19 protein-coding genes and 1 riboswitch are annotated in these 18888 nt (G+C 31.6%); of the genes, 16 read left to right on the top strand and 3 right to left on the bottom strand.

From position 1 onward, the window contains the following. Positions 1–74 precede the first annotated feature (74 nt). A riboswitch (TPP riboswitch) is annotated at positions 75–172 on the top strand. A gap of 111 nt (positions 173–283) precedes the next feature. From thiS to QLS71_RS07065, 13 genes are all read left to right on the top strand, one after another. Beyond that, entirely contained in the window at positions 284–487 is a 204-nt protein-coding gene (gene thiS / locus QLS71_RS07125) for a sulfur carrier protein ThiS (RefSeq protein WP_308991722.1), read from the top strand. 58 nt (positions 488–545) lie between these two features. After that, positions 546–2405, top strand: coding sequence for a phosphomethylpyrimidine synthase ThiC (gene thiC / locus QLS71_RS07120; RefSeq protein ID WP_308991723.1), 1860 nt, complete (start codon positions 546–548; stop codon positions 2403–2405). 86 nt (positions 2406–2491) lie between these two features. Further along, positions 2492–3079 carry a thiamine phosphate synthase gene (locus QLS71_RS07115; RefSeq protein ID WP_308991724.1) on the top strand — a complete coding sequence of 196 codons (588 nt, stop codon included), beginning with the start codon at positions 2492–2494 and terminating at the stop codon, positions 3077–3079. Then, on the top strand, positions 3072–3839 hold the full coding sequence (locus QLS71_RS07110; protein ID WP_308991725.1) for a hydroxymethylpyrimidine/phosphomethylpyrimidine kinase: 768 nt from the start codon (positions 3072–3074) through the stop codon (positions 3837–3839). The genes QLS71_RS07115 and QLS71_RS07110 overlap by 8 nt, the downstream gene beginning before the upstream one ends. 3 nt (positions 3840–3842) lie before the next feature. Continuing rightward, complete coding sequence (gene thiE / locus QLS71_RS07105; protein ID WP_308991726.1) at positions 3843–4487, top strand: thiamine phosphate synthase; 645 nt, start codon at positions 3843–3845, stop codon at positions 4485–4487. A gap of 3 nt (positions 4488–4490) precedes the next feature. After that, complete coding sequence (locus tag QLS71_RS07100) at positions 4491–5261, top strand: thiazole synthase (RefSeq protein ID WP_308991727.1); 771 nt, start codon at positions 4491–4493, stop codon at positions 5259–5261. Between the two features lie 54 nt (positions 5262–5315). Then, complete coding sequence (thiH, locus tag QLS71_RS07095; RefSeq protein WP_308991728.1) at positions 5316–6431, top strand: 2-iminoacetate synthase ThiH; 1116 nt, start codon at positions 5316–5318, stop codon at positions 6429–6431. A gap of 142 nt (positions 6432–6573) precedes the next feature. Beyond that, on the top strand, positions 6574–7227 hold the full coding sequence (locus QLS71_RS07090; RefSeq protein ID WP_308991729.1) for a DUF3826 domain-containing protein: 654 nt from the start codon (positions 6574–6576) through the stop codon (positions 7225–7227). A gap of 95 nt (positions 7228–7322) precedes the next feature. Continuing rightward, entirely contained in the window at positions 7323–8123 is an 801-nt protein-coding gene (locus tag QLS71_RS07085) for a DUF1080 domain-containing protein (protein WP_308991730.1), read from the top strand. Positions 8124–8166: 43 nt separating this feature from the next. Beyond that, positions 8167–8574, top strand: coding sequence for a ribonuclease P protein component (gene rnpA / locus QLS71_RS07080; RefSeq protein ID WP_308991731.1), 408 nt, complete (start codon positions 8167–8169; stop codon positions 8572–8574). Next, the gene (locus tag QLS71_RS07075; RefSeq protein WP_308991732.1) at positions 8558–10192 is read left to right on the top strand and encodes a S41 family peptidase; all 1635 of its coding nucleotides are present in this window, start codon (positions 8558–8560) and stop codon (positions 10190–10192) included. Before rnpA ends, QLS71_RS07075 begins: the two co-directional genes overlap by 17 nt. 109 nt (positions 10193–10301) lie before the next feature. Further along, positions 10302–11153 (top strand): OmpA family protein, encoded by an 852-nt coding sequence (locus QLS71_RS07070; protein ID WP_308991733.1) that lies wholly within the window; start codon positions 10302–10304, stop codon positions 11151–11153. Beyond that, complete coding sequence (locus QLS71_RS07065; protein ID WP_308991734.1) at positions 11140–12549, top strand: T9SS type B sorting domain-containing protein; 1410 nt, start codon at positions 11140–11142, stop codon at positions 12547–12549. The genes QLS71_RS07070 and QLS71_RS07065 overlap by 14 nt, the downstream gene beginning before the upstream one ends. Before the next feature lie 30 nt (positions 12550–12579). Here the strand turns inward: QLS71_RS07065 and QLS71_RS07060 are convergent, their stop codons facing one another. The 3 genes from QLS71_RS07060 to QLS71_RS07050 form a co-directional block, all read right to left on the bottom strand. Continuing rightward, entirely contained in the window at positions 12580–13023 is a 444-nt protein-coding gene (locus QLS71_RS07060) for a GNAT family N-acetyltransferase (protein ID WP_308991735.1), read from the bottom strand. 90 nt (positions 13024–13113) lie between these two features. Further along, on the bottom strand, positions 13114–14028 hold the full coding sequence (locus QLS71_RS07055; protein ID WP_308991736.1) for a cation diffusion facilitator family transporter: 915 nt from the start codon (positions 14026–14028) through the stop codon (positions 13114–13116). After that, the gene (locus QLS71_RS07050; RefSeq protein ID WP_308991737.1) at positions 14029–14463 is read right to left on the bottom strand and encodes an RpiB/LacA/LacB family sugar-phosphate isomerase; all 435 of its coding nucleotides are present in this window, start codon (positions 14461–14463) and stop codon (positions 14029–14031) included. A 622-nt stretch (positions 14464–15085) separates the two neighbouring features. Here QLS71_RS07050 and QLS71_RS07045 point away from each other — a divergent pair. From QLS71_RS07045 to QLS71_RS07035, 3 genes are all read left to right on the top strand, one after another. Continuing rightward, the gene (locus tag QLS71_RS07045) at positions 15086–17314 is read left to right on the top strand and encodes an RNB domain-containing ribonuclease (protein WP_308991738.1); all 2229 of its coding nucleotides are present in this window, start codon (positions 15086–15088) and stop codon (positions 17312–17314) included. 81 nt (positions 17315–17395) lie between these two features. Continuing rightward, positions 17396–18070: a head GIN domain-containing protein gene (locus tag QLS71_RS07040; RefSeq protein ID WP_308991739.1), complete on the top strand. Its 675-nt coding sequence runs from the start codon at positions 17396–17398 to the stop codon at positions 18068–18070. Positions 18071–18199: 129 nt separating this feature from the next. Further along, entirely contained in the window at positions 18200–18880 is a 681-nt protein-coding gene (locus tag QLS71_RS07035) for a LysE family transporter (protein ID WP_308991740.1), read from the top strand. Positions 18881–18888 lie beyond the last annotated feature (8 nt).

Raw genomic sequence — 18888 nt, 5'->3', positions numbered from 1 at the left:
CTTTTTTTACATCCAAATTTTCAAATGCTACTAAAATTTTTGTGTTAGCTCTATTTTTTTTAATACATTCGCTATGTAAACTTTAGGGGTGTTCTAAAAAAATTAGAACTGAGACATACCCTTTGAACCTGATTTGGTTAGTACCAACGAAGGGAAAAGTTGAATAGCACATTGTAATATGTACTAGCAACCTTTTCATAAAAACACTTCTTTTCTTGAAGTTGTCTTTTTTCAAAGATTTTTCCACACCTATCTATGGTTTACAATATTAAAATTATTGTAAATGATAACTATTCACTTAAACGAACGCAGCTTAAATATTGATAACGACCTCAATATTTTACAATTACTACAGCAAGTAAACTCACCTATTAAAGGCATTGCTGTTGCTATTAATGCGAACATTATTTCACAATCGCAATGGGAAACTGTCACACTAAATCACGACGATAATGTATTAATTATTCAAGCTACACAAGGTGGATAGATAAACAATAAAAACTCTTTAGTATAAAACGCAGCGTTTCACACTCACAAGGAAAAAAATGAAAAACAAAGACACAGCACCAAAACAAGACGGCATCAGCAGACAACCGTTTCCAAATTCAAAAAAGATTTATGTAGAAGGAAAAATTCACCCACAAATTAAAGTGGCTATGCGTGAAATTTCTTTAAGCGACACGACTGATTCGATGACGAAAAAGAAAACGCCCAACGAACCTGTAACTGTTTATGATACTTCAGGACCTTATACGGATCCAAATAAAGAAATCAACATTCATGCAGGTATTGAAAGAATTAGAGAGCCATGGATTTTAAATCGTGGTGATGTGGAGCAATTAGATGCATTTTCTTCTGAATACTGTAATGAGCGTTTAAACGACAAGAGTTTGGATCACATGCGTTTTTCTTTATTAAAGAAGCCTTTACGTGCTAAAAAAGGGCACAATGTAACCCAGTTACACTATGCTAAAAAAGGCATTATTACACCAGAAATGGAATATATAGCTATTCGTGAAAATCAGCGAATAGATGAAATGACTGAAATTAGAAAGCAACATAAAGGCGAACACTTTGGTGCTTCTATTCCAAATAAAATCACACCTGAATTTGTACGTTCAGAAGTCGCAAGAGGTCGTGCCGTAATCCCCTCAAACATAAACCATCCTGAAGCAGAACCTATGATTTTAGGTAGGAACTTCTTGGTGAAAATAAATGCCAATATTGGTAATTCAGCCGTAACATCTTCTATTGAAGAGGAAGTAGAAAAAGCCGTTTGGGCGTGTCGTTGGGGAGCCGATAACATCATGGATTTATCTACAGGAGAAAACATTCACGAAACGCGCGAATGGATTGTACGTAACTCTCCAGTACCAGTAGGAACGGTGCCTATATACCAAGCTTTGGAAAAAGTTAATGGTGTTGCTGAAGATTTAACTTGGGAAATTTTTCGTGATACTTTAATTGAACAAGCAGAACAAGGGGTAGATTATTTTACCATTCACGCCGGCGTCTTATTACGTTATGTACCTATGACGGCAAAACGTGTTACAGGAATCGTTTCTCGAGGCGGTTCCATTATGGCTAAATGGTGTTTGGCACATCATAAAGAAAGTTTTTTATATACTCATTTCGAAGATATTTGTGATATCTTAAAACAATACGATGTGGCTTTTTCATTAGGAGATGGTTTACGTCCAGGTTCTGTTGCCGATGCGAATGATGAAGCTCAATTTGCTGAATTAGAAACATTAGGCGAATTGACACAAATTGCTCGTAAGCACGAAGTTCAATGTTTTATAGAAGGTCCTGGTCACGTACCTATGCATATGATTAAAGAAAACATGGAAAGACAAATTGAAGTTTGTGATGAAGCGCCTTTCTACACCTTAGGCCCCTTAACCACTGATATTGCTCCAGGTTATGACCATATTACCTCTGGTATTGGTGCTGCCATGATTGGTTGGTATGGCTGTGCCATGTTATGCTACGTTACCCCAAAAGAACATTTAGGGTTGCCTAATAAAGAAGATGTTCGTGTTGGTGTAGTAACCTATAAATTAGCGGCACATGCGGCCGATTTAGCTAAAGGACATCCCGGTTCTCAACACCGAGATAATGCCTTAAGTATGGCGCGTTTTGAATTCCGTTGGCAAGATCAATTTAACTTAGGTTTAGATCCTGAGCGTGCCTTGGAATATCATGATGAAACATTACCTGCTGATGGCGCGAAAGTAGCACACTTCTGTTCTATGTGCGGACCAAAATTCTGTTCCATGAAAATCTCTCAAGAAGTTCGTGATTTTGCTGCTCAAAATGATATTGTAGACAATGAAGTCATCCAAAAAGGCATGGACGAAAAATCTAAGGAATTTAAAGAAAAAGGCTCTGAAGTATATCTTTAATAAAAATTCAATTGGCAATGTGCAAAGAACAATAAGTCAAATCTATGTACATTGCTAATTGTTAATTCCTAAATTGTTAATTGTGTATGATTGTTCTCATAGCACCCGAAAATGATGTCCCAAATGAAATTGAAATACTACATCAGTTATTTCAAGAAGGTTTAGAATATTATCATTTAAGGAAGCCACATAAAAACTACGAGGCACATCTTGATTATTTAAATCAAATAAATACGCAATATCATAACAGAATCGTCGTGCATAACTTTCATGAATTAATAAACGAATTCAACTTAAAAGGAATTCATTTTCAAGAAAAAAAGCGGATAGATCACATAGATAATCCTGGGCAATATTTTAAAAACCTCAACATGTTTGGTAAGACTATTAGTTCTTCATTTCATGAACCCGAAGACTTAAAAAATTGTTATTTCGAATTTGATTACCATTTACTAAGCCCCGTATTTTCATCTATTTCAAAGGGAGGTTACGAAGGGAGGGGTTTTGATGTGAATCATATCAATAAAACCATTATTGGTATGGGCGGTGTTACCTCTGAAAATATTTCTGAATTTAATAAATTAGGCTATAATGGTGTGGGTGTTTTAGGAGGGATTTGGAATAATAAAAATCCGATTGAAGAATTTAAAAAAATGAAAAGTCATTTTGAATAATAACAAATACATATTAACTATTGCAGGTCACGACCCTTCAGGTGGTGCCGGAATCACTTCAGATATTAAAACATTTGAAGCGCATGGTTTATATGGTGTATCAGTTTGTACCGCTGTAACTGTTCAAAATGACATCCATTTTAAACATTGTGAATGGATATCTGCCAAAATTATCTTGTCTCAAATTGAAACGCTTTTTGAACGATTTGAAATTTCAATCGTTAAAATTGGCATCATTCAATCTTGGAAAGTTTTATCATTAGTGTTAGATAAATTACATGTATTAAATTCTGAAGTGAAAATAATTTTAGATCCTATTATAAAAGCAACGGCTGGTTTTGATTTCCATACCGCTGAAAATCAATATATATTGGATAAAATATGGACACAATGTTTCATTATTACACCTAATTATGATGAAATTCAACTATTATACCCTGAAAAAAATACAGAAGAAACCATTGAACACATTTGTAGTTTAACGAACATCTATTTGAAAGGTGGACATAGAACAGAAAAAAAAGGTTGGGATGAATTGTATCATAGTGGAATCGTTATGGTTAACATACCTCCAAAAGCAGAAAAAGTTTCAGAAAAACATGGAAGCGGTTGTGTTTTATCTTCCGCTTTAGCGAGTAATATAATGCATAATCTTCCACTAGAAGAGGCTTGTGTTATTGCAAAAAACTATACCGAGGCCTTTTTAAATTCAAATACCTGTTTACTTGGTAAACACATATATCCTATAACAAAAAACTAAGTCATGATTATACCAAAACTACATTATATATCACAAGGAAACTCTCCAAAAGAGCATTTAGAAAATATTCAAAAAGCATGTACATCTGGAGCTGAATTGGTACAACTGCGTTTGAAAAATATTTCAGAAAAGAAGATTTTAAAGCTTGCTAAAGAGGCCAGAGAAATAACCTCTCATTTTCAAACCAGATTAATCATTAACGATTATTATAAAATAGCTAAAGAAATTAAAGCAGATGGTGTGCATTTAGGAAAAACAGATGCCTGCCCAACCATAGCCAGAAAGTATTTATACACTTGGCAAATGATTGGAGGCACAGCAAATACTATACAAGACTGTGAAGCGCTCCTTAAAAAAGAAGTTGATTATATAGGTCTTGGGCCTTTTAGACATACAACCACTAAAGAAAATTTAAGTCCTATTTTAGGTTTAAATGGTTATACTGCAATAATAGAAGCTTTAAAAACCGATACACCCATTATTGCTGTTGGAGGCATAACATTGGAAGATGTTACAAATATTTTAGAAACAGGAATTTCTGGAATGGCTGTTTCTACTGAAATCACCTTCGATTTTAATAAAATAAAAACTTTTAACGAATTACTAAAAGCATCTTCAACAGAAGAACAACGTCATACATTTAAGTAAAACATGAACGATAATTTAAAAATAGCCGATAAAGAATTCAGCTCAAGATTATTTACAGGAACAGGAAAATTTAGCTCCAATAGTTTAATGTCTGAAGCTTTAATAGCATCAGAAAGTGAATTAATTACCGTAGCATTAAAACGAGTTGATATCGATAACGAAGAAGATAAAATGCTGCAAAGTATTTTACGACCCAATATCCATTTACTTCCAAATACATCGGGTGTAAGAAACGCGAAGGAAGCTGTTTTTGCTGCACAATTAGCCCGTGAAGCTATAGAAACCCATTGGATTAAATTAGAAATTCACCCAGACCCAAAATACTTATTACCAGACCCCATAGAAACCTTAAAAGCAGCTGAGGCATTAGTAAAACTTGGTTTTGTAGTAATGCCCTATATTCATGCTGACCCAGTTTTATGCAAAAGATTAGAAGAAGTAGGTGCCCAATGCGTCATGCCTTTGGGAGCACCTATTGGAACAAACAAAGGCATCAAAACGGTCGACTTTTTAGAAATTATTATCGAGCAAAGCAATGTACCTGTTATTGTTGATGCAGGTATTGGAAGTCCGTCGCATGCTGCCTATGCTATGGAATTGGGTGCCGATGCTGTTTTAGTAAACACAGCCATCGCTGTTTCTCAAAACCCAATACAAATGGCCAAGGCTTTTAAAATGGCGGTACAAGCAGGTAGAATGGCATACAACGCCAAATTAGCTACGGTTAAAAAGCACGCAGAAGCCAGTAGCCCCTTAACAAGTTTTCTACAGTAGTTATTTCATGTAGAATTTTAGTAATGCGGAATCCATTCATAACTGCAAAAAAATATGAACAAAACATTTCAAAGCACATTCGATACTTATAATTGGGATGAAACTCTAAAAAGCATCCACTCAAAAACAACACAAGACGTTGCATATGCATTATCTAAAAATAAGCGTGATTTAGAAGATTTTAAAGCGTTAATTTCTCCTGCGGCGGCACCTTTTTTAGAGGACATGGCGCAATTGAGCATGGCAAGTACCAAAAAACGTTTTGGAAACACCATCCAAATGTATGTTCCTATGTATTTGTCTAACGAATGTCAAAATATTTGTACCTATTGCGGATTCAGTATGACAAATAAAATTCCACGTAGAACTTTAACCGATGCTGAAATATTAAAGGAAATAACCTTTATAAAATCTAAAGGTTACGACCATATTTTATTAGTAACGGGTGAGGCAAATAAAACGGTTGGCGTTCCGTACATAAAACACGCTATGGAACTCATTAAAAATCAATTTTCGAATATTACTATTGAAGTACAGCCTTTAGATCAAGATGAATATGAAGAACTCATTAAGGCCGAGTTATATGCCGTTTTGGTATATCAAGAAACCTATCATAGAGATGAATATAAAAAACACCACCCGAAAGGCAAAAAATCTAATTTTAATTACCGATTAGAAACACCTGATAGATTAGGAAAAGCGGGCGTTCATAAAATTGGATTGGGTGCCTTATTTGGATTAGAAGACTGGAGAGCCGATAGTTTTTTCACGGCCTTACATTTAAAATACCTTCAAAAAACCTATTGGAAAACAAAATATTCCATCTCATTTCCACGGTTACGTCCGCATAGCGGTGGCTTAGAGCCTAAGGTAGAAATGACCGATAAGCATTTAGTACAAACCATTTGTGCCTTTAGGCTATTAGACGAAGATGTGGAACTCTCTATGAGCACGCGTGAAAGCGCTACCTTTAGAAATAACATTGTGCATTTGGGAATTACCTCTTTAAGTGCAGAATCTAAAACAAATCCGGGGGGTTATGCCGTAGATCCACAAACCTTAGAACAGTTTGAGATTTCAGATGAACGATCTACCGAAGAAATTGCACACATGTTAACAAATTCAGGTTTAGAACCTGTTTGGAAAGACTGGTCGAATAATTGGAATTAAAAACTTAATGAAGCTGTTAACATTGTATAGAGACGACTTCAAATAAATCCTATAAAGCCAACACTTTCTTCAAAAATTATTATTGCTATATTTGAGATTAAACAAAATTTAAATAAAGCCATTAATACAAACAACATTATTTATGAAAATAAAAAATATAGGAATCCTAGTTGCTGCACTTCTTTTAACGGCAAATATTTGTTTCGCTCAAGATAAAGAAGAAGCTAAATTAATAGAAAAAGCTGCTAATTGGGTTGCAGAATTAAATCTGAATAATAAAGAAAAGGAAACTCAAGCAACCGAAGTTATATCAACACATTTAATTGCAGTACGTAATTGGCACAATAGCCATCCGTTTGATAGTGTTCCTGCAGGCATTAATCCAGTAACAGGACAACCCTTATCAGAATTAGATCGTTCCATTATTGCCGATTCAGCAATGCCTCGTTCTGTACATGAGGCGCTTATGACGGGGCTTAAAACAAACCTTAACGACACTCAAGTAGAGGCTATTCTAGATAAATATACCATTGGAAAAGTGGCATTCACTTTAAAAGCTTACCATGTTATCGTTACAGATCTTACTCCTGAAGAAGAAACAGTGATATTAAACAACTTGAAAGAAGCACGAGAAATGGCAGTAGACTATAAAAGTATGAAACAAATTTCAGCCATTTTTGAAATTTATAAAACCAAAAACGAACACTACTTAAACTCTAATGGAAGAAGTTGGAGACAGCTATATAGCGATAATGCCAAACGTATAAAAGCTGAAAAAGCGAAGAAAAAACAATAAATACGAATTATAATAGAATTTTAAAAAGAAACTATTTTATATAATAAATAGAATAACCTTGATATTTATACAGCAACCCTCAAAGGACAAATAATATGAAAATCTCTTTTTTATTTCAACGCTTTTTCCTGATTTTATTTTTAATTTATTTTTCATCATCCTATGGCCAAATTGAAAACATTGAAACTTCAGACTGGATTTCATTATTCAACGGAGAGAACTTAGATGGTTGGACTGTTAAAATTAATGGTCAACCATTAAATCAAAATATACACAATACCTTTTATGCTGAAGACGGTATCCTAAAAGTTTCTTATGAAAATTATAAAGAATTTGACATGCAGTTTGGTCACATTTTTACAAATATTGCTTATTCACACTATATCTTTAAAGTTGATTATAAAATTTTTGGTTCTGGAATGCCAGATGCCCCACACTGGACGAACCTAAATAGTGGAGCCATGTTGCATGCACAATCACCTCAAAGCATGCGTATTGACCAAGCCTTTCCTGTAAGTCTTGAAGGACAATTTCTAGCAGAAGGTGCTACTGCCGGAACACAAACAGGTAATGCAGTAACACCTGGTACTCATATTGAAATAGATGGAAAACTTACTAAAGAACATATTGTTAATTCAAATTCAAAACTTTTCCCTGTAAACACTTGGGTAACTTTTGAGGCTGAAGTAAATGGAAATGAAGAAATTATATATAGAATAAATGGTAAAGAAGTAATTCGATTTAACCATCCGCAACTTGATGATAATGACAAAGATGCTAAAAAATTATTAGCTTTAGGAGCAGACAAATTTGTTGACCATGGGTTTATTGCATTGCAAGCCGAAGGGCAACCCATATGGTTTAAAAACATTCAAATTAAGATACTAAAAAAGTAATCATTTTTTAATTTCATTACCTTTGGCTTTTAAACCTACAAAGTTGAAATTCACATTCAATAAAAAAGAAAAACTTAAAAGCAAAAAGCTTATTGAACAATTGTTTGCCAACGGGCAATCGGTGTCGGCATTTCCGTTGCGCTTGGTGTATTTACCAACCACATTCGGTGAAACTATTATAGCAAAAACAGGCATTTCCGTTAGCAAACGCCAATTTAAAACCGCCGTAGACAGAAACCATATAAAACGTTTAATTCGAGAGGTTTACCGGCTAAATAAAGCCAGCTATTTTAACAACATTACAACACAATATGCGTTTATGATTTTGTACATTGGCAAAGAAAAACCCACCTTAGCCCAAGTTGAAACCCGCATGAGTCACCTTTTTGAGAAGTTTTTAAAAAAGGTTTCTGAAACTGAAAAATTAAATAGTGATGAAAAAATTACTTAAAAAAAGAATATTAATTCCTGTAATAGCCAGTGTATTGTTTTTAACGACCACGGCTTTTAAAAACGATTTTTTTGAAATTGCGAAGCAAATAGAAATATTCACCACGCTTTTTAAAGAACTCAACATGAATTATGTAGATGATACCAACCCAGGCGACCTTATGGACACCGCCATTAAAAGCATGTTAGCTAATTTGGATCCCTACACCAATTTTATGAACGAACAGGATGTAGAGGCTGCCAGAATTAACAATACAGGTGATTATACGGGCATTGGCGCTAAAGTAAAAACTCTAAAAGATAAATTAGTTATTGTAGAGCCTTATAAAAATTATCCAGCAGATAAAGCAGGTTTAAAAGCGGGCGACGAAATTATAAAAGTTGGTAACACCCTAATTGCAACCTACAAAGAAGATGCGGGTGAATTACTTAAAGGAGCTACCGATACCTCGGTAGAAGTAACCTATAAACGCCAAGGAAAAACCCAAATAGCTACTATAAAACGTGCAGAGGTTGAAATAAAAGCTGTTCCTTATTTCTCGATGGTTAACAACAAAACGGGGTTTATCGTATTAAGTCGTTTTAACGATAAAGCATCGGCCGAAACAAACTATGCGCTGCGTGATTTAAAAGCCCAAGGTGCAGAACGCATTATTTTAGATTTGCGAGGCAACCCAGGCGGCTTACTTAATGAAGCTATTAACATCGTTAACTTATTTGTGTCTAAAGGGCAATTGGTGGTTACAACAAAATCGAAAGTTAAAAAATACAACAAAACGTATTACACTCAAAACGAACCGATTGATACTGAAATACCACTCGTTATTTTAATTGATGGCGGTAGTGCATCAGCTAGCGAAATTGTTTCGGGTGCATTACAAGATTTAGACCGTGCCGTTATTGTAGGCTCTAGAAGTTTTGGTAAAGGTTTAGTACAACGCCCAAAAGAGTTGGTATATGGCACACAGGTTAAAATTACCATTTCAAGATATTACACACCTTCTGGCAGATGTATTCAAGCCTTAGATTATTGGCATAGAAACGACAAAGGTGAAGCGGTAAAAGTAAAACAAGAAAACTATAACGAATTTAAAACAAAAAATGGCCGAAAAGTATTTGATGGTGGTGGTGTATTACCAGATATGAGTTTTAATACTTCAAAAAACTCTTCTATTATAGGCGCCATTGTTAATAACGATTTAATTTTTAATTACGCTACCAATTACTATTACAATCACGATATCAAAGATATTAACAGCTTACAGCTTAACGATACCGATTTTGCAAACTTTAAAAGCTTTTTAAAAGTTAATAATTTTTCGTTTGAAACTGATACTGAAAAAGCACTAACCAAAGCCTTTGAAGCGGCAAAAAATGATGATTTAGACGATAATATTAAAACCGACTTTAACACACTTATTTCTAATCTAAATAAATCTAAAATCAGCGTTATAGATGAAAATAAAGCCTATTTATTAGAATTATTAACCGAAGAGATAGTAAAACGTTACGTGTATAGAGAAGGTTTATACGATTATTATAAAATACACGATATTGAAATTAAAAAAGCTACCGAAATACTTAGCAATACATCAACATATTTGAACTATTTAAAATAAAATTTTGTGTTTCAACCTGTTGTAATAGTCATTCAGCTTAAAAAGGCGGTGGCATAAATCAAAATTCATTAAAAATAGTATATTTATATCCAGTCCAAATACCTACTTTATGAGCAAACAGTTGGTTCTATTATTATTAACACTTCAATGTGCATTTGTTTTTTCTCAAAAAGAATTAACACATGAAGTTTATTTTGATACCGACAAATACGATATTATTCCAACCGAAGAAAGTCGTTTGCTACTTTTTATTTCAAACCTATCGGATACTGATATCGAAACTATTTCCATTTTTGGTTTTTGCGACGATGTGGGTGCCGATTCTTATAATTTAAAACTATCACAACAACGTGCCAATGCTATTAAAACCGTTTTTTCCAATAATGAGATAAGTGAAGATTTGATTAGTAATGTAGATGGGAAAGGTAAAATTCTACTAAAAATAGTTGAAGAAAAAAATGCTATTAAAATTAGAGGTTTGAACCGAAAAGTAGAAATAATTGTAAAACCAAAACCTCCTATAATTGTTGAAGTAAAACCAGAACAAGTTGAAGTCCCTAAGAAGAAAGACGCTCCAGAACTTTTAAAAGGCGATCTAAAAGTAGGTGATAAAATAGTTTTCGAAAATATTTTATTTAAAACCGGTTATAGTCAAATCGTATACGAATCTAAAAAAAATTTAGAATCTATTGCGAATGCTTTAGTAGAACGAAAAGACATTTATTTTACCATTCAGGGGCATGTGTGTTGTACCCAAAATAGTAGAGATGCTGTTGATAGAAAAACCAAGCTTCGCAATCTTTCTGAAGCACGCGCTGAATACATTTATAATTATTTTATAAAAAAAGGCGTTGATAAAAAACGTATGCGCCACTTGGGGTTGCGTCGAAAATTTCCACTTGGTGGTGATCCAAAATTTGACAGACGCGTAGAAATAGTCATTACCTATGTGGGTAAATAAAACATACCACTATTTCTTTTTTTTAGGGCTTTTAAGTTTTATTAGCATCGCCCAAAACACAGCCATTCCCGATACAAATTTTGAACAAACTTTAATAGATTTAGGCTACGATTCTGGACCAATAAACGGTTTGGTACCAACCGCCAATATTAGTAATCTTACTAACTTAGATGTTTCATTTAAAAACATTACAAACCTTACAGGAATAGAAGATTTTAAGGCATTAACTGTTTTAGAATGTTCCAACAACCTAATTTCAAACTTAAATGTGTTTCAAAACACCAATTTAGAACAACTCTTTTGCAGTAATAATCAGCTAACAAATTTAGATGTCTCTGTCTTAGCCGATTTAAATATTTTTTGGTGCGCCAATAATAGATTAACCAATTTAAATGTTACACAGAATACTAAATTAATTTCATTGGTATGCGATAGTAATCAATTATCTTCTTTAGATATAACAAAAAACCTGAACCTGAATGTTTTTGTTTGTGAAAGCAATCAATTAACAAATATTAATGTGAGTAAAAACACCAACTTAAGTAGATTTGAATGTGGGAATAATTTACTTTCTAATTTAAATATATCTCAAAATTCAAGTCTTGTTTTTCTTTCGTGTGAACAAAATGAACTTACCTCTTTAGATACAAAAACCAATAGCTCTTTAGGAACTTTAAACTGTAGTTTTAATTATTTATCGGAACTAAATCTTTCTAAAAATTCCAACTTAACAACTTTAAATTGTAGTAATAACCAATTGTGTAAATTGAATGTTAAAAACAGTAATAATACCAATGGAACTGTAAATTTTAGCAATAATTTAAACTTAAATTGTGTAGTTGTTGATAACCCATCTAGTGCACATGCTAATTGGCTTCCTACAAATTTTTCAAACTATGTATCTGCACAAGACCAATGTAATAATTTTGTAAATGTAGATACTATAAATAGTGTGGTTACGAATACTTCTTACACTTTGCCAACACTTACTTATGGCAACTATTTTACCGAACCTAGAGGACAAGGAGTCCCATTATTTACTGGTGATGTTATAACAACTTCTCAAACCATTTATATTTATAATGAATCAATTTGTGCTAATAATGAAAGTCGTTTTAATGTTTTAATTACTTCGGAAGATTACTATATTCCAAAATATTTCACCCCAAATAACGACGGAATGCATGACGTTTGGAAGGTTCAAGATTTTAACAATAACATTAAAACCATTGCTGTTTTTGACCGATATGGGAAACTTTTAAAATATTTACCTGCAAATGCACCAGGGTGGGATGGTAGCTTTAACGGAAAGCTTTTAGAAAGCAATGATTATTGGTATTTCATTACCTTAAATACAGGCGAAACTATAAAAGGACATTTTACTTTAAAACGGTAATTAAAATATCAGATTTATAGCAGTGAAAAACTATTTTTTTATCATCGCAATATGCGGAATATCATCTTCTAAATATTCTTCTCCAAATTCAATGAATCCACAATTGTTATAAAAAGATTTTAAATGCGCTTGCGCCGAAATTTTTATAGTTTTTTCTTTAAAATAGGTTTCAACAGCCTCCACAGAAGTCTTCATTAAATCATAACCATATTTAAAAGCACGTTGGTTTTTAGCGATAACAACACGACCGATGCTGGCGTATTCAAAATAATCACCTGGTTTAAAAACTCGGCTATAAGCTATTATTTTTTGGTTTTTAATACCTAAAACATGTAGTGCTTTATCATCTTTACCATCAATATCTTGATACACGCAATCTTGTTCTACTACAAAAACTTCACTACGAAGTTGCAGAATGCTGTATAATTCTTCAGAAGTTAATTCAGAAAATGTTTTAATTTGAGTTTGTATCATGAAATTCTTATTAAAATAGTCCATACAAAGGAAGTAGACTGTTATAATCTTTTAGTTTGCTTCATTTTACTAGCAATGATGTTTATGCGGTTAATCTTGCACAATCACTTCTTTAGGATCATTCTTATTGTACTCTGGTTGGATAGTAACGTGATTTATATTAAACTCTTCATGTAAAATGGTTTCTATAACTTCTAACAAGCTATCAAACTCTGTAATAGATACATCTTCATTTAAATCTAAATGTGCTTCTAAATGCAATTCATTGTCACTTAAATTCCAAATATGTACATGGTGTAACTTTTTAACTTTAGGTAAAGCATCAATATTGTCTACTAAAGCTTTAATATTTATATGCTCTGGAGTAAATAGCATTAACATTTTGGTAGATGTTTTTAACAAATAGTAACCCACCCAAATTAAATAAAGCGCAATTAAAAAAGTAAGTACACTATCTACCCAAAACATCTCATAATACTTCATTAATAAACCACCAATAAGTACGGCAACACTTGCTAACATATCAGTTAATAAATGTAAGTAAGCAGATTTTATATTAATATTATGTTCAGAATCTTTTTTTAGTAACAATACACTTAAACCATTAAAAATAATAGCTAATAACGCTAACCAAATAACCAAGTTAGATTCTATTACTTGCGGATTTTTAAAACGTTCAACCGCTTCCTTTATTAAAATAATAGCCACTATTATTAAGGTAGCAGCATTAACAAAAGCTGCTAATATTTCAGCACGTTTATATCCGAAAGTTTTATTTTCAGAAGCTTGTTTTTTGGATAGTTTAGAAGCCACATAACTTACAATTAAAGAAAGTACATCGCTAAAGTTATGTAGTGCATCACTTAATAATGATAAACTACCAGAAATTAAACCACCTACAATTTGTGCAGCAGTAATAAGAGTATTTAAAAGAATAGAAATCATTAGATTTTTATCCTTCATATCATGATGATGTGTGTGATTATGAGAATGGTTATGTGCCATTTAGCAAGACACCGGAATTTTATCTATACGGGTTTGATGACGACCTCCTTCAAATTCTGTGTTTAAAAAAACATCAACCATTTCAATAACTTGTTGTACCGCTGTAAATCGAGCTGGAATACATAAAATATTAGCATTATTATGGCTACGAATAAGATGTACAATTTCTTTATTCCAAGCTAAACCAGCCCTAATTTTTTGGTGTTTATTAGCTGTTATAGCTACACCATTAGCACTACCACAAATTAAAATACCAAAATCTACTTTATTAGTTTCAACATCCATAGCAACGGGATGTACAAAATCGGCATAATCTACGCTATCCATACTATCAGTACCATGATTATTAACAGTATAACCTTTTGATTCTAAATGTTTTATAATAGCAAATTTATATTCGGTTCCTGCGTGGTCGTTTCCTATAGAAATTTTCATTTTATATATATTAAGGTATCTTTATACAAAGGTAGTAATTATAAACAATGTGTATTAGTATATTCATTACTTGTTAATAAGTGTTGATAGGTTTTTAAAAGAAATATATTGATAATCCGTTTATTTTTCCAATCAAAAACGACAACTATATATCCAAAAATTTAACTCCTTTTTTTTAGCAATCTTATAAGATGAAAACATAGTACATATAAACACTAAATTTAAAATAGTTATTAGTTATTTGTATATTTTATAAGTTATTAACAGCTGTTAATAGAATACATAAATCACTTAAAAATGAACCTATTAAATTAATATAAGATGTTAATTAACTATTAATAGAACGTAAATAAATAGTTATCAAAATAAAAATTAAAAAAGTTATACCGCTATTAACAAGCTATCATAATCACCATTTAATTTTTTAAATTTTAAAAAGAAAATAATTATATAATATATATTGTGAATAAGTTGATTTTAATTAAACATAACATTAAAAAAATATGATTTAATATATTAATTGTAACTTTGTTAAAACAAATAGCAATCTTCTCCTAAAATAATGCTATTAAATAACACAATTTCCAGTATCTTAGGAAATGAAAATGATTACAAAAATTAAATGACAAGAAAGAAAAAAGGGAAATCCAATAAAGGTATTTCCAACCTTACAAATACAATCTTAAGTATTTTAAAAAAAGATAGAAATCAAAGTTTTAATTATAAACAAATTGCTGCTAAACTTAATGTTAATGATGCTAGTAGTAGAAATCAAATTATAAAAAAATTAGCAGAACTTACTGGTAAAAAAGAAATAGAAGAAGTTGAACGTGGTAAGTTTAAAGTTGTAATGAATGCTGAATATCATAAAGGTATTTTAGATTTAGCTGCAAAAGGAAACGGTTATATTATTTGTGAAGATTTTGAAGATGATGTGTTCATTGCTTCAAACAATATAAATAAAGCGTTGAATGGTGATGAGGTAGAATTTTATGTTTACAAACGCCGCCATCGTGGAAAGTTAGAAGGCGAAATAACTCAAGTTTTAAAGCGTGATAAAAGTGAGTATGTTGGTGTTATTCAATTGCATGATAAATATGCTTTTGTTATTGCCGATAGTAATAAAATGTACAAAGATATTTTTATACCCATTAATAAAACTTTTAAAGCAGAAGATGGTGATAAAGTCTTAGTAAAACTTGAAGATTGGCCAGAGAAAGCAGATTCACCTTATGGTAAAGTAATTAAAGTTCTAGGTAAACCAGGCGATCATAATACAGAAATTCATTCTATTTTGGCTGAATATGGTTTGCCATATGAATTTCCACATGAAGTTGAAGAATTTGCAAATAATATTGATACGTCAATTACTAAAGAAGAAATTGCCAAACGTCGCGACATGCGTCAAGATTTAACCTTTACCATTGATCCTAAAGATGCTAAAGATTTTGATGATGCTTTATCTTTTAAAATTATTAAAAAAGGTTTGTATGAAATTGGTATTCATATTGCCGATGTATCACATTATTTACAAGAAGGAACTATTTTAGATGATGAAGCTTACGAGCGTGCTACTTCAGTTTATTTAGTAGATCGCGTAGTACCAATGCTTCCAGAGGTATTATCTAACAATGCCTGTTCATTACGTCCACATGAAGAAAAATTTACTTTTTCAGCTGTGTTTCAAATGAATGATAAATGTGAAATAAAAAATGAATGGTTCGGTAGAACGGTTACTTATAGCGATGCACGTTTTGCTTATGAAGAAGCACAAGCAGTTATTGAAAATAATATAACCTTGAAGGCAGACGAAATATTTCAATTAGATCAGATTAATACAGTTATTCCTCAAGAAATTTCAATTACAGATAAAGAATATAACACAACTCCTGAAATAGCACAAGCTATTTTAAAGATGGATGAATTGGCCAAAAAAATGCGTAGTAAGCGTATGAGTTCTGGTGCTATTTCATTTGATAAAGTTGAAGTAAAATTTAATTTAGATGAAAATGCCAACCCAGTAGGTGTATTTTTTAAAACCAGTAAAGATGCTAATAAGTTAATAGAAGAATTTATGTTATTAGCTAACCGAAAAGTTTCGGAATTTGTTGGTAAAAAATCTCCAAAACAAACTTTTGTGTATCGTGTTCATGATGAACCTGATGATAGCAAATTAGCAAATTTACAAGGTATTGTATCTAAATTTGGTTATAAATTAAATTTCAAAGACCGTAAAACAACATCAGCTTCTCTTAATAATTTATTAAAAGAGGTGAGTGGTAAAAAAGAACAAAATTTAGTTGATACGTTGGCAATTAGAACCATGAGTAAAGCGGAATATACCACGCATAACATAGGGCATTATGGTTTAGCTTTTGATTATTATAGCCATTTTACATCGCCTATTCGTCGTTATCCTGATGTTATGGCGCATCGTTTGTTACAACATTATTTAGATGGTGGTAAATCGGCCAACGAAGCTATTTACGAAGAAAAATGCAAGCATTCCAGTGATATGGAAAACCTAGCTACCAAGGCAGAACGTGATTCTATCAAATACATGCAAATTAAATTTATGCAAGATCATAAAGATGAAAATTTTGCAGGTGTTATTTCTGGTGTTACCGATTGGGGAATTTATATAGAAATTATAGAAAACAAATGTGAGGGGATGGTAAGTGTTCGTGATATGAAAGACGATCATTATGCGTTTGATCAAGAACAATATGCTATGATTGGTAGAAATACAAAAACAATGTATCAATTAGGCGATGAAGTTATTGTGAAAGTTAAAAATGCCGATTTAGTTAAAAAACATCTTGATTTCACTTTGATTGGAAAAAATGAATAAAATATTATTATAATTTTTACTTAAAATAATTTAACAACGGAATAATTTTTGATTAAATACGTTGTAATAAAAAATAAAAAAATGAAACGTATTATCTTATTAGCAACAATTTTGATATCTGGAGCATCAATAGCTCAAAAGCAAATTGAAAAAACAATTGGAGAATTTAATGAACTTAAAGTTTATGATTTAATAGATGTTGAATTAGTAAAATCTACCGAAAACAAAGCTATTATTACGGGAAACAATACTGAAGATGTAGTAATAAATAATAAAAATGGTACGCTTAAAATTAAAATGAGTATTGGTGAAATTTTTGATGGTAATAGTACTAAAGTAACATTATATTATAAATCTTTAGATATTATAGATGTAAACGAAGGATCTAAAGTATCTGGGAAAGATAGTATAAAACAATTTGAAATAGATTTAAGAGCACAAGAAGGAGGTATTATTGATGTTCTGTTAGATGTGAACTATGCTAATATTAAATCGGTTACAGGAGGAAAAATTAAGGCAACAGGGAATGCAAAATCACAAAAAGTTTCATTGTTAACAGGTGGTATTTATAATGCTGAAAACTTAGAGACAAATAAAACAGATGTATCTATTAATGCAGCAGGTGAAGCTTATGTAAAAGCATCAAAAATAGTAGATGTTAAAATAAGAGCAGGAGGTGATGTATATATTTATGGAAATCCAGAAACAGTTAATGAAAGTACTGTTTTAGGCGGACGTATAAAACGTATGGATTAAATTTACTACCCACAAAATTTGTATAAAACCCATTGCTAGCAATGGGTTTTTGTTTTTAATAAGCATTTAAAAGAAGTCTTATAGTTTTAAAATATTTCTTTACTTTGTAAAGAACCCTCATATAATATTATGTTTGATGATATTTTAGCTGCAATTCCCTTTGGAATTATTTTAGCTTTTACAATAGGTCCAGTATTCTTTGTGCTTCTTGAAACCAGTGCTACTAAAGGATTTAAAAGTGCTTTGATTTTTGATTGTGGTGTTATGTTAGCAGATATAATATTTATCATAGTAGCATTTTTTAGTACCAATAAATTACTTGAAACTATAAAAGACGACCCTAGTTTTTTAATATTTGGAGGTGCTTTATTAGTTACCTATGGTTTTATTTCATTTATTAAAACATCAAAATCATTTAGAGATATTGTCAAAGAGTATCATAAAATTGAAATAAAAAAGGGTTATGGAAAACTCTTTTTAAAAGGATTTTTACTCAATTTTATTAATATAGGTGTTTTGCTAGGGTGGGTAGCATTTATTGTGATAGCTAATTCTATTACAAGTTCAAATGATGGTGTTATGGTGTTTTTAAGTACTATTTTAATAGTCTACTTTTTAGTTGATTTAATTAAAATAGTTATAGCAAAAAAACTAAAGAGCAGGCTCACACCTCGTATTATATTTAAAACTAAAAAGATCATTGCTTTAGTAATATTAGGCTTTGGGTTTTTACTTTTAGTTCAAGGTTTCTTTCCAAAAGAAAAAGAACTTTTAAAAGAAAAGTTAGAAAAAATTAGCCCTATAAAATAAAAAAAGCT

The sequence above is a fragment of the Mariniflexile litorale genome, assembly GCF_031128465.2.
In the GTDB taxonomy this organism is placed as follows: Bacteria; Bacteroidota; Bacteroidia; order Flavobacteriales; family Flavobacteriaceae; genus Mariniflexile; species Mariniflexile litorale.
This window is presented reverse-complemented; position numbering and strand designations above follow the sequence as displayed.

Bases quoted from the DNA above. Each gene is read 5' to 3' on its own strand.
- QLS71_RS07040 (WP_308991739.1), top strand. From the start codon at position 17,396: ATGAAACGTATTATCTTATTAGCAACAATTTTGATATCTGGAGCATCA.
- QLS71_RS07115 (WP_308991724.1), top strand. From the start codon at position 2,492: ATGATTGTTCTCATAGCACCCGAAAATGATGTCCCAAATGAAATTGAA.
- QLS71_RS07035 (WP_308991740.1), top strand. From the start codon at position 18,200: ATGTTTGATGATATTTTAGCTGCAATTCCCTTTGGAATTATTTTAGCT.
- QLS71_RS07060 (WP_308991735.1), bottom strand. From the start codon at position 13,023: ATGATACAAACTCAAATTAAAACATTTTCTGAATTAACTTCTGAAGAA.
- thiH (WP_308991728.1), top strand. From the start codon at position 5,316: ATGAACAAAACATTTCAAAGCACATTCGATACTTATAATTGGGATGAA.
- QLS71_RS07045 (WP_308991738.1), top strand. From the start codon at position 15,086: ATGACAAGAAAGAAAAAAGGGAAATCCAATAAAGGTATTTCCAACCTT.
- QLS71_RS07070 (WP_308991733.1), top strand. From the start codon at position 10,302: ATGAGCAAACAGTTGGTTCTATTATTATTAACACTTCAATGTGCATTT.
- thiC (WP_308991723.1), top strand. From the start codon at position 546: ATGAAAAACAAAGACACAGCACCAAAACAAGACGGCATCAGCAGACAA.
- QLS71_RS07055 (WP_308991736.1), bottom strand. From the start codon at position 14,028: ATGGCACATAACCATTCTCATAATCACACACATCATCATGATATGAAG.
- QLS71_RS07050 (WP_308991737.1), bottom strand. From the start codon at position 14,463: ATGAAAATTTCTATAGGAAACGACCACGCAGGAACCGAATATAAATTT.
- thiS (WP_308991722.1), top strand. From the start codon at position 284: ATGATAACTATTCACTTAAACGAACGCAGCTTAAATATTGATAACGAC.
- QLS71_RS07065 (WP_308991734.1), top strand. From the start codon at position 11,140: ATGTGGGTAAATAAAACATACCACTATTTCTTTTTTTTAGGGCTTTTA.
- QLS71_RS07090 (WP_308991729.1), top strand. From the start codon at position 6,574: ATGAAAATAAAAAATATAGGAATCCTAGTTGCTGCACTTCTTTTAACG.
- QLS71_RS07085 (WP_308991730.1), top strand. From the start codon at position 7,323: ATGAAAATCTCTTTTTTATTTCAACGCTTTTTCCTGATTTTATTTTTA.
- thiE (WP_308991726.1), top strand. From the start codon at position 3,843: ATGATTATACCAAAACTACATTATATATCACAAGGAAACTCTCCAAAA.
- QLS71_RS07075 (WP_308991732.1), top strand. From the start codon at position 8,558: ATGAAAAAATTACTTAAAAAAAGAATATTAATTCCTGTAATAGCCAGT.
- QLS71_RS07100 (WP_308991727.1), top strand. From the start codon at position 4,491: ATGAACGATAATTTAAAAATAGCCGATAAAGAATTCAGCTCAAGATTA.